General features: G+C 70.0%; 13 protein-coding genes. 3 read left to right on the forward strand and 10 right to left on the reverse strand.

The genetic code is table 11. The features are described from left to right. Positions 1 to 3: 3 nt before the first annotated feature. From AC1DNF_RS14140 to AC1DNF_RS14160, 5 genes are all read right to left on the reverse strand, one after another. A complete protein-coding gene (locus AC1DNF_RS14140) occupies positions 4 to 1,443 on the reverse strand; it encodes a catalase (RefSeq protein WP_478149234.1) in 1,440 nt (479 codons plus the stop codon). 160 nt (positions 1,444 to 1,603) lie between these two features. After that, complete coding sequence (locus AC1DNF_RS14145) at positions 1,604 to 3,562, reverse strand: CHAT domain-containing protein (protein WP_478149264.1); 1,959 nt, start codon at positions 3,560 to 3,562, stop codon at positions 1,604 to 1,606. A 1-nt stretch (position 3,563) separates the two neighbouring features. Continuing rightward, the gene (locus AC1DNF_RS14150; RefSeq protein WP_478149235.1) at positions 3,564 to 4,454 is read right to left on the reverse strand and encodes a hypothetical protein; all 891 of its coding nucleotides are present in this window, start codon (positions 4,452 to 4,454) and stop codon (positions 3,564 to 3,566) included. Further along, positions 4,427 to 5,002, reverse strand: a complete 576-nt coding sequence (locus AC1DNF_RS14155; protein WP_478149236.1) for a hypothetical protein — start codon at positions 5,000 to 5,002, stop codon at positions 4,427 to 4,429. Before AC1DNF_RS14155 ends, AC1DNF_RS14150 begins: the two co-directional genes overlap by 28 nt. A gap of 251 nt (positions 5,003 to 5,253) precedes the next feature. Then, complete coding sequence (locus tag AC1DNF_RS14160; protein WP_478149237.1) at positions 5,254 to 6,099, reverse strand: class I SAM-dependent methyltransferase; 846 nt, start codon at positions 6,097 to 6,099, stop codon at positions 5,254 to 5,256. A 157-nt stretch (positions 6,100 to 6,256) separates the two neighbouring features. Here AC1DNF_RS14160 and AC1DNF_RS14165 point away from each other — a divergent pair, with 157 nt between their 5' ends. Next, positions 6,257 to 7,231: a Bug family tripartite tricarboxylate transporter substrate binding protein gene (locus tag AC1DNF_RS14165; protein ID WP_478149238.1), complete on the forward strand. Its 975-nt coding sequence runs from the start codon at positions 6,257 to 6,259 to the stop codon at positions 7,229 to 7,231. A gap of 7 nt (positions 7,232 to 7,238) precedes the next feature. On the opposite strand, the gene AC1DNF_RS14170 is transcribed toward AC1DNF_RS14165, so the two are convergent. After that, positions 7,239 to 7,964 carry a DUF1488 family protein gene (locus AC1DNF_RS14170; protein ID WP_478149239.1) on the reverse strand — a complete coding sequence of 242 codons (726 nt, stop codon included), beginning with the start codon at positions 7,962 to 7,964 and terminating at the stop codon, positions 7,239 to 7,241. A gap of 103 nt (positions 7,965 to 8,067) precedes the next feature. Here AC1DNF_RS14170 and AC1DNF_RS14175 point away from each other — a divergent pair, with 103 nt between their 5' ends. Beyond that, complete coding sequence (locus tag AC1DNF_RS14175; RefSeq protein ID WP_478149240.1) at positions 8,068 to 8,466, forward strand: nuclear transport factor 2 family protein; 399 nt, start codon at positions 8,068 to 8,070, stop codon at positions 8,464 to 8,466. A 164-nt stretch (positions 8,467 to 8,630) separates the two neighbouring features. Here AC1DNF_RS14175 and AC1DNF_RS14180 read toward each other — a convergent pair whose 3' ends face one another. Together AC1DNF_RS14180 and AC1DNF_RS14185 are read right to left on the reverse strand one after the other, a co-directional pair. Further along, entirely contained in the window at positions 8,631 to 9,896 is a 1,266-nt protein-coding gene (locus tag AC1DNF_RS14180) for a tetratricopeptide repeat protein (protein WP_478149241.1), read from the reverse strand. 40 nt (positions 9,897 to 9,936) lie between these two features. Continuing rightward, positions 9,937 to 11,382: an FAD-binding oxidoreductase gene (locus AC1DNF_RS14185; protein WP_478149242.1), complete on the reverse strand. Its 1,446-nt coding sequence runs from the start codon at positions 11,380 to 11,382 to the stop codon at positions 9,937 to 9,939. 204 nt (positions 11,383 to 11,586) lie between these two features. On the opposite strand from AC1DNF_RS14185, the gene AC1DNF_RS14190 reads away from it, so the two are divergent. Further along, on the forward strand, positions 11,587 to 12,609 hold the full coding sequence (locus AC1DNF_RS14190) for an AraC family transcriptional regulator (protein WP_478149243.1): 1,023 nt from the start codon (positions 11,587 to 11,589) through the stop codon (positions 12,607 to 12,609). Here the strand turns inward: AC1DNF_RS14190 and AC1DNF_RS14195 are convergent. After that, a complete protein-coding gene (locus AC1DNF_RS14195) occupies positions 12,606 to 13,223 on the reverse strand; it encodes a hypothetical protein (RefSeq protein WP_478149244.1) in 618 nt (205 codons plus the stop codon). The two genes, AC1DNF_RS14190 and AC1DNF_RS14195, sit on opposite strands and share 4 nt — an antisense overlap. After that, on the reverse strand, positions 13,220 to 13,864 hold the full coding sequence (locus tag AC1DNF_RS14200; protein WP_478149245.1) for an SCO family protein: 645 nt from the start codon (positions 13,862 to 13,864) through the stop codon (positions 13,220 to 13,222). The genes AC1DNF_RS14195 and AC1DNF_RS14200 overlap by 4 nt, the downstream gene beginning before the upstream one ends. Between the last annotated feature and the right edge of the window lie 9 nt (positions 13,865 to 13,873).

Genomic DNA, 13,873 nt, shown 5'->3' on the forward strand with positions numbered 1-13,873 from the left:
GGGCTACTTCGCAGCCAAGGCCGCCAGGGCCTTCGCCACCCCCGCGCCGTAAGCCGGGTCCGCCTTCGTGCAATGCTCGACGTGCAGGCCCTGAACCGGCCTCGATGTGCCTTGCATCGCCCGTGCCGTGTTGTCGAACAGGGCCTGTTGCTGTGCCGGTGTCATCAGGCGGAAGAGGGCACCCGGCTGCGAGTAGTAGTCATCGTCCACGCGGTGGTTCCAGTGGTCCGCCGCGCCTTCGGTGCCGAGCGGCGGTTCGCGGAAATCGGGCTGCTCCCGCCATTCGCCGCGGGTGTTGGGCTCGTACGAGGCCGCCCCGCCACTGTTGCCGTCCGTGCGCATCGCGCCGTCGCGGTGGTAGCTGTGGAAGGGGCACTTCGGCGCGTTCACCGGAATGTGGCTGAAGTTCACGCCCAGCCGGTAGCGCTGTGCGTCGCCGTAGGAGAAGAGCCGGCCCTGCAGCATCCTGTCCGGCGAGAAGCCGATGCCCGGCACCACGTTCGCGGGGTTGAACGCAACCTGCTCCATCTCCGCGAAGTAGTTGTCGACGTTGCGGTTGAGCTCCATCACGCCGACCTCGATCAGCGGATAGTCCTTCTTCGACCAGACCTTGGTGAGGTCGAATGGATTGGTGTGGTACGAGTCCGCTTCCTTCTCCGGCATGATCTGGACGTACAGGGTCCAGCGCGGGAACTCACCGCGCTCGATGCTTTCGTGGAGGTCGCGCAGCGAGCTCTCGCGGTCGGTCCCGACCAGCGCCTGCGCCTCGGCATCCGTGAGGTTCTGGATGCCCTGCTGCGTCTTCAGGTGGAACTTGACCCAGTGCCGCTCGTTGGCCGCATTGATGAAGCTGAAGGTATGGCTGCCGAAGCCATGCATGTGCCGGAAAGATCGCGGCAGGCCCCGGTCGCTCATGACGATCGTGACCTGGTGCAGCGCTTCGGGCAATTGCGTCCAGAAGTCCCAGTTGTTCTCCGCGCTGCGCAGGCCGGTGCGCGGATCGCGCTTGACCGCGTGGTTGAGGTCCGGAAACTTCAGCGGGTCGCGCATGAAGAACACCGGCGTATTGTTGCCCGCGAGATCCCAGTTGCCTTCCTCGGTGTAGAACTTGAGCGCGAAGCCTCGAATGTCGCGCTCGGCATCCGCCGCGCCGCGCTCGCCGGCGACGGTCGAGAAGCGGGAGAACATCGGCGTCTTCTTGCCGATCTCGGAGAAGATCCTGGCGCGCGTGTACCTGGTGACGTCATGGGTCACCGTGAAGGTGCCGTGCGCGCCGGCGCCTTTGGCATGCATGCGGCGCTCGGGGATGACCTCGCGGTCGAAGTGCGCGAGCTTCTCGAGCAGCCAGACGTCCTGCAGCAGGGCCGGGCCTCGGGGGCCGGCGGTCTGGATGTTCTGGTTGTCGACGACCGGGGCGCCGAAGGCGGTGGTGAGCTTGTTCATGGCGGTGGTCTTCCTTCAGCAGTGGGTGGGACTGGCGCTCCTGTTCGGCGCGATCGAACGCGGTGCGCATCGCGAAGACCTGGCATCCTGCCATGGGGTATGTGCGGCGCCATCCTCCTTTGGTGCCTCCATCCGGTACCTCTAATACCGCCAGTCCGGATCATCCCGCTCCGGCAGCCAGGCGAGCACGGCCTCGGCGATCTGCCGGACCGCGTCCGGCAAGGGCACGGGGCCGAGCTCGGAATACCAATCCAGGTAGCGAATGACCTGGCGCCGCGTGGAGAACACCTCGAAGGATGCGGCCCCCGCGCTCGCGACCAGTTCCTTGGCGCGGTCCGTCGCCAGGTCCTGCAATGCGTTGGCGGGATGCCGGGCCTGAATGCCCGCCACCATGGGCGCGAGGATGTACAGCTCGATCAGGTTGCCCAATGCCCATTCGCGCTCGGACTGATCGGGGTTGCGCGCGTCGCCGATGGACTGCACCTCGGCCAGATCCCATAGCGCAGCTGGGGCCTGCCCCGCAAGCTCGGCGGCGGCGTCGAGCCGCCCCAGGTGCTGGAGAAGAAGCGTCAGTGAAAGGTACTGCACCACCGCCCAGTAACCGCTGCGGTTGCTGACGAAGGCTTCCCAGTAAAGGACGCGCGCCCGCTCCAGCGACAGCAGCGAATCCTCGCGGGACTGCGCGCGTTGCGTATCGGTGAGCCGGGAGATGCGGCTGATCTCGAAGCGCAGGGCGGCCTCGCGTTTCTCCGTGCTGGCAAGGTAGCCGCGGATCTTCGGGCCCCGGCGCGCATGCCGCGCCAGCAACTGGGCCAGGCGACTCTTCGCCTCCAGCACGCGCGACTTGGCCAGGTCGAGCAGGCGTTCGTTCTGCGCCTGCCTTTGCTCGGGGGAGATGCCGCCGCTCGGGGCCTTGCCCGAGAAGCGCGACGAGAAGCGCTTGGTCACGTCGTCGGCAAAGCTCAACGCCACGTTGATGTTGCTCATCGCGCGCCGTATCTGCACGTCGGGCAGGCGGTCGTCGAAGTCCGGCGGCAGAGAGGTGTAGGCCGTGATGCTGGTGCAGTCGTGCGTGCTCGGAAACTCGGTGTGCAGGCAGCGCCGCAGGTCGATCAGGAGACAGCGGGAACTGTGAGGCCACGACCATCGGGATGCCCGCTTCGTGCAGCGCATGCGCGATGCTGGCACCGACGCCCGCGACCGTCCCCACGTTGCCCCCGTAACAGCTGGCGAGCGTGACCACCGCCGGCCGCGAGAGCTTGCCCGCTTCCTTGCGGTGCGACACGCGCAGCGCCGTCGCGAGCCGCTCGCCGGACACGATGTCGGCCGGCCCCATCGGATCGCCGGCGGCGTGCAGTGCCAGACCGAAGCGCATGTCGTAGCCTTCGGCGCGCTCCTGCCCGTGCGCCAGGATGTGCACGTGCGTGTAGCGCTCGGCGGCGCAGGCGCTCTCAATCGCCTCGGCGCTGGCCTCGGGCAGCACCGTCAGGTAGCGCGCCACGCGCTGGCGGCGCTTCGCGGGGTCGTCCGCCTCGCTGGAGCCGATCCACGGCTCCAGGATCCTGCGCAGCGCCAGCAGGTGCGCCCCGGCGGGCACCGGTTCGTAGCCGGGCGGTGTCGCCGTGACCACCAGCACGCGCGGCTGGCTCGGCCATTCGCCGAAGTCCTCGGGCACGCGGCGCGTCTCGCGCGTGATGCAGATCGGCGTGTGCGGCTGCAACAGAAGGGACTGGCCCGCCCCCGGGAATCCCGCCGACGCCGTCGCGAGTTCGAAGGGCAGCAGCGCGAGTTCGGAGGCGGAGAGGACCAGCCGCAGGTGGGTGATGGCATCCTGATAGGGACCGGTGGGATTGCGGTTCATGTCCGCGGTGAGGCCGGGCACCTTCGCGAGCAGATCGCCGAGCACCTGCGCCGTATCGCCCACCTGGAATTGCCGAGGCTCCTCGCCCAGTCGGTAGCTCAGGGCCCGCAGGCGGTAGAGGGCCTGGTTGTGTTCGAAGGGCACGTGGATCGTCACCGCCGAATGGTTCTCGCACAGCGCAAGGTATTGCGTGAGCGGCGACAGCAACTGGTTGTGGGCGGGGCCGTGGCGCAGCAGCTCCAGCGTGATGGTCCGCATGTCAGGCCTCCTTGGTGAAGCGGGTGCCCGCCACGGGCGTCATTTGCGGCGCGGCGGGACTGCCCTGCATGCGCCGCAGCTCGCCGTGCGCGCGCCCTTCGGCGTCAGACCAGATCGACACGATGGAGCAGCGCTTGACCACCAGTTCGGGCTCGGCATCGAGCGCCTTCATCGCGCCGCCCTGGAACAGCGCAAAGATGCGCGCGAACCTCGCGGCATCGCCGCGCATCTGCGGCGTGAGCTGGATCAGGCGCGCCCAGGTGCCGCTGTTGAAGTAGAAGCCCGCGCCGCGCTTGCGCCGCAGCGCGCGCTCCAGGTGCGTGTGGCCCGCCACCACGAAGTCGATGTCCGGCGCCACCAGCGCATCGACGCGGTCGAAGGTCGAGTCGCGGGCGCAGGGGTCGAAGGTGCGATCCTTGTCCAGCCGGTCGAGCGCCTCGCGCAGCGCCTCGACGCCCGTCTTGCCGGTCGCCAGCGCGCCGGCGGCGCCGATGAGGCCGAGCTGGCTGCCCTGCGAGCCGCGCACGAGGTCCATCGGATCGGTCCCGTTGCGCACCTCTTCCTCGACGCGGTCGAGCAGCTCGGCACCGGAGGCGAAGCGGCCCTGGCCTGAGAGCGCGGCAGGCAGCCAGGGCGCCTGGGCATTGGCGAGCGCGCCTTCGGCCGCATCGTCGCCGGGGCCGGCATCGCCGAGAAAGCCGGTCTTCATGCGCACCGCGTCCCAGGCCCTGCGGCCGACCGTGGACGCGATGCCGCGCAGGTTGCCGAGCGCCCCCGGATCGAGCGCGAGCAGGATCGGCACGACCGCTTCCTGCTCGGGCTTGAGCAGGTCGACGAAGGGGTACTGGCGTTTGATGCGGTTCATCACGTCGATGACCATCTGCGCCGGCATTCGGAATCCACGCGTTCGCGTTCTTGCCGAACTGCACATCCCGGCCGATGCGGCGAATGGATTCGAAGTCGGCCACGTTCCAGCTGTCGACCTCGTTGCCATGAATGCACAGCACGCGCGCGCCGGCGACTCCGCAGGCGAAGCCGGTGCCGTCGGCGATGAACTCGATGCGCGCGCGCCGCGGGCTCGTCCGCGCAAAGCATCGCCAGGAAATGGGCGCGCACCCAGGGCAGGGCGAGTTCGAGGTCATGATTGCCGAGGTTGATCACCAGGGTGCGGCCGGGCGTGGCGGCAAGCTGGCGCAGCGCGGCGAAGATCGGCGCAAAGGCGGTGTCGCCGACCACGCGATCGAGCTTGGCGACGGCGCGCTCGGTGTCGAAGTAGCTGCCCGGCTCCTCGGCGAGAAAGTCGATGAAGTCGCCGTTGATCACGAGCGCGACGCGGCGCTGCGCGTCGGTCGCGGCGAGGGCGAGGATCAGGCTCGCCAGTTCCTTGGTCGAGCCGAAGATCTGGAAGCCCTGGCGGCCGCCCAGATGCAGATCGGACACGACATGCACTTCGTCGAATACGGGCGCGTCTTGCATTGTTGCCCCCCCCCTCGGCCCGGTCCTCGGGCCCGCGCTTTCGGCCAGGCTCAGACGCCTCTCGGCCATGCCGCATTTGTAGGCATGAACATCGTGCTTGTCCAGCGAAACGGGCGCGGCCTGATGGCCGTCTCATCGTTGAGACATCGGGCTCCAGCCAACGCGCTGTCGAGGTCGTCGGGGCGCGTAGCGCCCGAATCGTCGAGGGCCGGCCATCAGTTCTTCCGAGCGGCTTTCGGCTTGATGAACCTGAGGGTCATGCGGTCGGACTCGCCGATGGCCTGGTACTTCGCGCGATCGACATCGCCGCCGCGCAACGTGGGCGGCAGCGCCCACACGCCCCGCGCGTAGTCCTTGGTGTCGAGCGGATTGGCATTGACCTCGCTCGTGCCGGCCAGCACGAAGCCCGCCGCCCGGGCCCGCGCGATCACGAAGTCCTGCGGCACATAGCCGCTGGCGATGACGTGCGCGAGATCCGTGCCGGGCGCGGCGCGGTGCTCTTCCACGCCCAGCACGCCACCCGGCTTGAGCACGTCGTGGAAGGCGCGCAGCGTTTCGTCGAAGTGGCCGTCGGTGATCCAGTTGTGGATGTTGCGGAAGGTGAGCACGACGTCGGCGCCGCCTGGCGGATGGATGTCGGTGAAGGCCGAGGCGGGAAGGGTGCCGAGCACGACGCGGCCATAGACCTGGGGGTCGCGCGCGAGCTTGTCGCGGAAGGCCGCGCGTGCGCGGCGCTGTTCGGGCGTGCCGTCGGCCGGCTCGTGCGCGGCATAAAGGCGCCCATGGTCGTGGAGATAGGGCGCGAGGATCTCGGTATACCAGCCTGCGCCGGGCGCGATCTCGATCACCGTCGCGTCGGGCCGGATGCCGAAGAATTCGAGCGTCTGCAGCGGATGGCGAGCGCCGTCGCGCGCACGGTTGGCCGCGCTGCGCTGAGGGCCGTCGACGGCGGCGGCGAGTGACGCGGTGGGCTGGGCCGCCGCGCCGCCGATGGCGCCCATCAGCAGCAGGGCGACGCCGGCGGCGCGGCGGACGGAGGGCAAGAGGAGGGCGGACATCATGGGCCGATGATGCAGGAGATCCGTCTTCGGCGTGCGGCGGCGCGGCGGTCGCCGCTTATGTCCGAACGCGACTATGCATCCGACTATTCAGTCGTTCGCTTTCGGCGGGGCGCAGGCCAGAATCGCGCCCTTTGTCCTGCTCCAAGGAAGATCCGAGATGCGACCCCTCCTCCTGCTCAGAATGGCCCTGGCCCTGCTTGCGAGCGCATGGTTGGCGGGCGCGGCCCAGGCGCAGGCCTATCCCGCGCGGGCGGTTCACATCACGGTGGCCAACACCCCGGGCAGCTCGCCCGACGTGCTGGCGCGCTATCTGTCGCAGCGTCTGGCCGAGCAGTGGAAGCAGGCCGTGGTGGTCGACAACCGCGCCGGCGCGGCCGGCATCCTGGCCGCCGAGGCCTTGGCCAAGGCGCCCGCCGACGGCTACAGCCTGCTCGTGGGCGCCGACGGTCCGATCACCATTCTTCCCAACCTGCAGAGCGGCCTGCCCTACGACGCGCGGCGCGACCTGGTTCCGGTGGTGTCCCTCGGGCAGATCGATTTCGTGCTGGTCGCCAACCCCAGGACCGGCTTCCGCACGCTCGGCGATTTCGTGCGCGCCGCCAAGGCGCAGCCGGGCCGCTACAACTATGCGTCGGCGGGCAACGGAAGTCCGCAGCAGTTCAGCATGGAGCTGCTCAAGCAGAAGACGGGCATCCACGCCACCCACATTCCCTATCGGGGCGGGCCGCTCGGCATGCAGGACGTGATCGCCGGGCAGGTCGACGTGATGTTCATTGCCGTCGGCCCCGCGTTGCCGCACATCCGCACCGGCCGCCTGGTCGCGTTGGGCACGAGCGGGGAGCGGCGCCATCCCCTGCTGCCGGAGGTGCCGACCGTGGCGGAGAGCTATCCGGGCTTCCGCGCAGGCACGTGGTTCGGCCTGTTCGCGCCGGTGGGCACGCCGCAGGCGGTAGTCGATGCCGTTGCGGCCGACGCCGGGCGCATCGTCCAGACGCCGGCCGCGCGCACCGAGCTGGCCGCCCAGGGCATCGAGGCCACCGGCCATCCGCAGCACCAGTTCCGACGCGAGGTGGCGAGCGAGTACGAGCGCTACGCGCAGATTGTCAAGGCCGTCGGCATCAAGGCCGAATAGGCCGGGCCTAGAAGTCGGTCGTGCGCAGGAAGACCGGCTCGCGCCGCCCCAGGGCGTAGCGCCTCGCCGCGACCCTGTTGATCGCCGCCGCGTTCTGCCGGTAGGCCTCGGCGCTGCGGATGTCGGGGTCGCCGAGGAGCGAGCCGGCCGAGAAGTGATCCTCCAGCGCCTCGTAGGTGATCAAGGCGGGCACCTCGCGTCCATCGGCCGGGAAGTGGAAGGCGACGGTGTCCTCGATCCATTCCGCGAAGGGCACGCCCTCGACCACGTCGTCGTCCATGAGCTCGTCCAGTTCGTCGTGCAGGAAATCGTCCATGAGGTCGTCCGCCGGATGAGGCGGTGACGGCTCCGGCGGCGCAGGCGCGGGCGCAGGTGGTGGCGGCGGCGGGACCGGCAGCACCGCCTCGTGCGCCGGCGCCACCGCGGTCGCCACCGCCAGCTGCTGCTCGCTGTCGAAGAAGCGCATCATGATGCCGCCGATCTCGATGGTGTCGCCGCTCACCAGCACCTGGTTGGTCACCCGGCTGCCGTTGACGTAGGTGCCGTTCGTGCTCCCGAGGTCGCGGATGGACACGAAGGGGCCATACCGCGTCAGCACCGCATGGATCCGACTGACCCGCCGGACATCGATCACCACATGGTTGTAGCTGGCCCGGCCGATGGTGGTGTCCGGGTCGCGGAGCAACTCCTCACGGGCTTCGCCCGATTCGTTTTCGAGGAGCAGGATCGGCATGTTTCTTGTACTTGCGCGGTGTGTGAGCTTTCGCGTTACTTTAGCTTGAATGGAGCGCCGCACGCGCCTAAGCTGTCAGCCCCCTACATGCACGGAGGTTCCCATGGGCACACCGACTGAAGTCATCAAGAGTGCATATGCCGCTTTCGGGCGTCGCGACATCCCCGCGATCCTGGATCTGCTTACCAACGACGTCGACTGGCGCTTCATCGCGGGCCCCGGCGCCGGCGTTCCCTATGCGGGCCGTTTCAGCGGGAAGGAGGCGGTGCAGCGCTGGTTCGGCCTGCTGGCGCAGTCGGACGAGATCCTGGCATTCGAGCCACGCGAGTTCCTGGAGGGGCCGAACCATGTCACCGTGATCGGCTGGGAGCGCGGCAAGCCGCTGCCGAGCGGCACGGAGTTCGAGAGCGACTGGGTTCACGTCTTCACGCTCAAGGGCGACAAGGTCAGCCGCTGGATCGGCACGGCAGACACGGCCGCACGGGTGGTCGCCGTCAAGTGAGTCCGTGAGCGGCCGTCAGAATTCGTCAGATTCCTGGCCGCCAAGCCATTGCAGAATCCCAAGCGTCACACGTCACCAACAGGCGAAAAAGGGAAGCGCAAGACGGACACTCCCGGGGCCGGCATCCATGTACGCATGCCTATGAGCGCCCCGGGAGTCTCCCATCACCGCGCCTGAGCATCGACGGCAACGCGCCCCCGGCGTGCCGGCCGGCGAATCCGCTCAACGGCTTGCAGCAAGGTCAGATGCAGCACATCGCGCTGCGCGTGGCTGCCGCCGATCCGGTGTGCCAGCGCCGGCAGGCTGGCGAGCAGGGTGATCGCGAGGCTGTGGTCCCCGCGGCCGAAGGCCATCAGGGCGCGACATGCGGGCAGCCCGACCCGGCGCGTGGTCTCGCCATGCCGCGTCGGCAGTGTCTGGGCCTTGGCCAGCGCCTGCTCGAGCCGCCGCGCCCGACCCCAGTCGCGCGCACCGACGAAGGCCAGCATGGCGTGCAGATCGGTGAAGCTGCAGAAGCCGTCATCGGCGAGCGGCTCCCAGGCCGCGGCCAGTTCGACCCAGCGCACCCCGGCATCGCAGCCGGCCAACTGAAGACGCCACAGCAGCGCCGCGGCATCGATCAGGTCGGCGACGTCGCCTGTCCGCCGGGCGCGGATGCGCCGGTCGTACAAGGCCAGCGCGCGCTCCGGCCGGTCTTGGGCCAGGTGGAACAGCGCCAGGTGCCACCAGCAGTGCGTGGCGACGACCGTGTTCTCGCTCCAGCAGGCCATGTGCGCGTCCATCCAGTGCGCACCCGCCTGCGGCCGCTCGGTCATCTCGAAGATATGCGCCATCACGTGATGCGCCCTCGGGTCGTCCGCGTGCAGGGCCAGCGCCGCGCGGGCGGCCCGCTCGGCGCGCTCGTACTCGCCGCACTCCTCGAGACCGAAGGCATGCATGGCCAGCACCGCGTGGTAGCCGGGCAGCTCGCTCGACCACGCCGGGAGCACCGCCGCCACGCGCGCGTTCAGCCGCTCGACGTCGCCGGTGACATGGTCGAAGGCATGCGCCACCTGCAGCGCGAGCGCATCGCGCGGCTGCAGCCGCAAGGCCTCGCCCAGCCGTGCCTTGGCGCCTTCGTAGTCGTCGGCCAGCACGGCGGCGATCGCCGCCAGGTGCAGGCGTTCGCGCGGGTTGGCCGGCAGCGCGGCGGCGCGCGCCAACACCGGGCGCGCCGACCGTACGCGGCGCGGATCGCGACTGCCGAGCAACAGGTAGGCCTGCAGCACATGCGCCATCACGAAAGCGGGTGCCTCCCGCAGCGCCACGGCGAGCGGCTCGTCGGCGCCGCTGTGCCAGCACTGGAAGGCGGCGAGCGCCCGCTCGCAGGCGTCCAGCGCGGCCGGCGTCGCGCCGGTCACGGCGCAGCCGCGCGGATCGAAGGCGGTCATGAGCCGGTCCTCCCCCGGCTGGCCGCGGCGCGTGAGGTGCTCATGGTCCGCCCCGGCGCCGTGGCGCGGCTGGCTCGATGTTCAGGTTCATCCTGAACAGGTTGTCCGGATCGAAGCGCTGCTTGACCGCCTGAAGGCGCGGGTAGTTCGCGCCGTAGCTCGCGCTGACGCGCTCGGCTTCATCCTCCGTCAGGAAGTTGACGTAGCCGCTGCCCGTGGCGTGCGGCGCGGCTTCCTGGAAGGCCTGCCGCGCCCACGCGCGCACCCGCTCGTCATCGTGCGCATCCGACCAGCGGCCATGCACGTTCATGATGAACCGCGCATCGCGGCCTACGAAGGCCGTGGCCGCCGGATTCACGCGCGCCATCGCGCCGCCGAGCTGGGCCACGAAGATCTCGCACTCCGGCCCCGGCAGGCGGGCGGCGGAGGCGATCATGAGGTCGATCGCCGCGTCGCCGAGTCTGCTGAAGTTGTTCGACTTCCAGTAGTTGCGCCCGCCCGGGGCCAGCAGCGGATCGAAGGCGGACTGGAATGCGCTGTAGGGCATCGCCGCCAGGGCGACCCCGACGGGGTCGCCGAACGCCGCCACCGGCGCGGCGGCCCGCCGGCCCGCTTCCACGTCGCCGCTGTAGAGCAGGGGAAAGATGACCACCTCGGTCCCATGGACCGATGCCGGAAGAAAAGGCAGCGGGGGCGCCTTGCGCAGCACCGTCCACACGCTCAGCTCGTCGGGCGCGTCGGCGCTGAAGTCGCGCCATGCGCGCAGGACCTGGCGCGCCTGCGCGAACGGGTAGACGACCAGGCCGGCGTGGACCTCGGGCCCGACCGGGTGGAGCTGGAACTCGAACGAGCTCACCACGCCGAAGTTGCCGCCGCCGCCTCTCAGCGCCCAGAACAGGTCGGGCTCCGAGGTGCCCGAGACGGTGCGCACCGCGCCGTCCGCTGTCACGACGGTGGCGCTCAGGAGATTGTCGATCGTCATGCCGTGGCGGCGTGTCAGCCAGCCGAAGCCGCCGCCGAGCGTGAGCCCGGCGACGCCGGTGGTGGAATTGATGCCGAGCGGCGTGGCCAGGCCATGGCGCTGCGCCTCGCGGTCGAAGTCGCCGAGCAGCGCGCCCGCGCCGACGCGCGCGGTCTGGCGCGCGGCGTCGATGCCGATCTCGCGCATGCCCGATAGGTCGATCATCAGGCCGCCTTCCGCGACCGCATTGCCGGCAATATGATGGCCGCCGCCGCGCACGCTCAGCAGCATCCGGTGCTCGGCGGCGAAGCGCACCGCGGCCTGGACATCGGCATCCGTCAGGCAGCGCGCGATCAAGGCCGGCCGCCGGTCGATGGTGGCGTTCCAGACCTTGCGCGCCTCGTCGTAGGCCTCGTCGCCACGGCTGAGGACGCCGCCGGAAATGCGCGCCGCGAGGGCTTGGGCATCGGACAGCTGCAATTGCCGGACATCCTTGTCCAGCGTAAGGTAGGGCAGTGAATGCATGTGACGCTCCGGAAGTGAACGGGTTGATGAAGGCTCCACCGCGACCCGGTCGCGAAGGGTGGATTCATTCTTCGAGCGCGCCCGTTCCCTCGCTTCACCCGACGTCGCCGGAACTTGCTCGCGCGTCCGTCGTGGTCGATGCGCGCCCGGCGGCCTTTGCCGCGCGTCCGCGCCGCTTGATCGAAACGCCGCGGCGGCCGTGACATGAGCCAGGACACGCTCTCGGATGTGCTGCGCGGCATTCGCCTGCGCGGGGCCGTGTTCTTCAACATCAGCGGCAGCAGCGAGTGGGCCGCGGAGGCGCCGCCCGCGCGCGAACTCGCGCCGCTGCTGATGCCCGGCGTCGAGCACGTGATGGAATACCACGCGGTCGCGCAGGGCAGTTGCTGGGCCGGCATTCCAGGCGGGCCCTCGGTGCAGCTGTTCGCCGGCGACGTGGTGATGTTTCCGCAAGGGGACGCCCATGTGGTGTCGAGCGCGGCCGGTATGCGCGGCGACCCCGACCTGAGCTGGTTGCCGAGCACCAAGGTCGAGCCCTTGCCGCTGCAGATCGCCTTCGAGGGCTCCCAGGGCTCGTATTCGGCCCTGGTCGAGCGCGAGGCGGATGCCAGCATCGTGTGCGGGTTTCTCGGTTGCGACCTGCGGCCCTTCAACCCTTTGATCGCGGCGCTGCCGCGCATGCTGCATCTGCGCGCCGGCGACGATGACGCGTGGATTGCGAAGTTCACGCAGCAGGCGGCGTCCGAGTCGCGCGCCCGGCGCCCGGGCGGCGAGGCGATGCTGGCGCGCATGAGCGAGATGATGTTCGTCGATGCCGTGCGGCGCTATGCCGATCAGCTGCCCACCGAAGGCGCGGGCTGGCTCGCCGGCCTGCGCGATCGCTTCGTCGGCCGCGCGCTGGCGCTGCTGCATAAGGAGCCGGCGCGGGACTGGACCATCGACGAGCTCGGGCGGCTGGTCGGGCTGTCGCGCTCGGCCCTGCACGAACGCTTCGTCCAGCTGGTCGGCGTGCCGCCCATGCAGTACCTGGCGCAGTGGCGCATGCAGGCCGCGGCCCGGATGCTGCTCGAGACGCGCGGCACCGTCGCGGCGATCGCGCTGGATGTCGGCTACGACTCCGAGGCGGCGTTCGCGCGCGCCTTCAAGCGCCTGGTGGGCAAGCCGCCGGCCGCATGGCGCCGCGAGCGCGAGCTGCCCGGGGGCGACGACCGCGCCCTGGCGCCTTAGGCGCCCGCTTCCGCGCCGTCGTCGCCGGGCCCGCCGGGCCCCGGCGCCAGCAAGCGCCGGCCCGCCGCCAGCAACCACATGCCGCCCGCCGCGACGGCCATCCACACCAGCGCCAGGCCCAGCTCCTGCTGGTCGTCGAGGCGGTAGGCATTGCACAGCCGCAGCGGCGAGTCGCTGTAGAGCGTGCCGGCCATGACCGTCATCGGCAGGATGCCGCCGAGGAAGAAGGCCTGCACGACCAGGCCCGCGTCTCGCCAGGAAGACCACAGCGCGGCGCCGGCGAACAGCAGCGCGACGAACTTGACCGACTCCACCCGGCCATCGACCAGCGCCAGATCGAGCACGCGCGGAATCATCAGCACGGACAGGATGAGCGCCCCCGCGCCCAGGCCGGTGATGCCCAGCTCGTTCCAGCCCGACAGCCCGCGGCCGAGCGACGATGGCACCGCCTGCGCCAGCAGCGCGCCGGCGAGCATCAGGGCGGGGTACTGCACCAGCATGTGCAGCCGCATGCCGGATTCCAGCAGGGCGCGCGGCGTCGGCAGCATGAGGCCGAGCAGCAGCAGGGCGCCGAGCGCCGCCCGAGCCTTCCGGCCCACGTGGAGATGTTTCATGGCCTTGGGCCCGCGACGGGCAGCGAATGCGCGTAGGCAAGCGCCATGTCCAGCTCGGTGTAGTCGAACACCCGCACCAGCCGCCCTCCGCCATCCACCACCAGCAGCGCGGCGTTGTGCTCGTAGCCGCCGAGGCCGTCGGGAATCACCGTCACCTGATAGCGATCCAGCAGGCGCCGCATGTCCGATGCGGTGGCGGCGCTGGCGAAGCGCCAGATGCGCGGGTCGGCATGGAGGCGGGCGGCATAGGCCGCCAGCACTTTCGGGTCGTCATGCGCGGGATCGAAGCTGATCGACAGCAGGTGCAGGGGCACGGTGCCTGGCGCAGCGTCGTCCGCGGCGATCGCGGCCTGCATCTGCTGGAACATGCTCCCCAGCGCCGAACAGACGCTGACACAGCGCGTGTACATGAAATCGACGATCGTCGGCGCGCCCTGCGCGAGCAGCGCCTCCAGCGTCTCGCCCTGCAGGCCGACACCCACCATGCCGACGGGCGGCGCCGGCACCGGATGCAGCGCGACCGCGAGGCGCCGCTCTCCCTCGGCCGTCCACACCTGGAAATCATGCGTGAGCCATTGCGCCGCCGCATACGAGGCGATCGCCATCGCGGCGCTGGCGATCGCGGTGCGAAGCATCGACATGGGCGCTTC

Source organism: Variovorax sp. 01T432 (assembly GCF_056398605.1).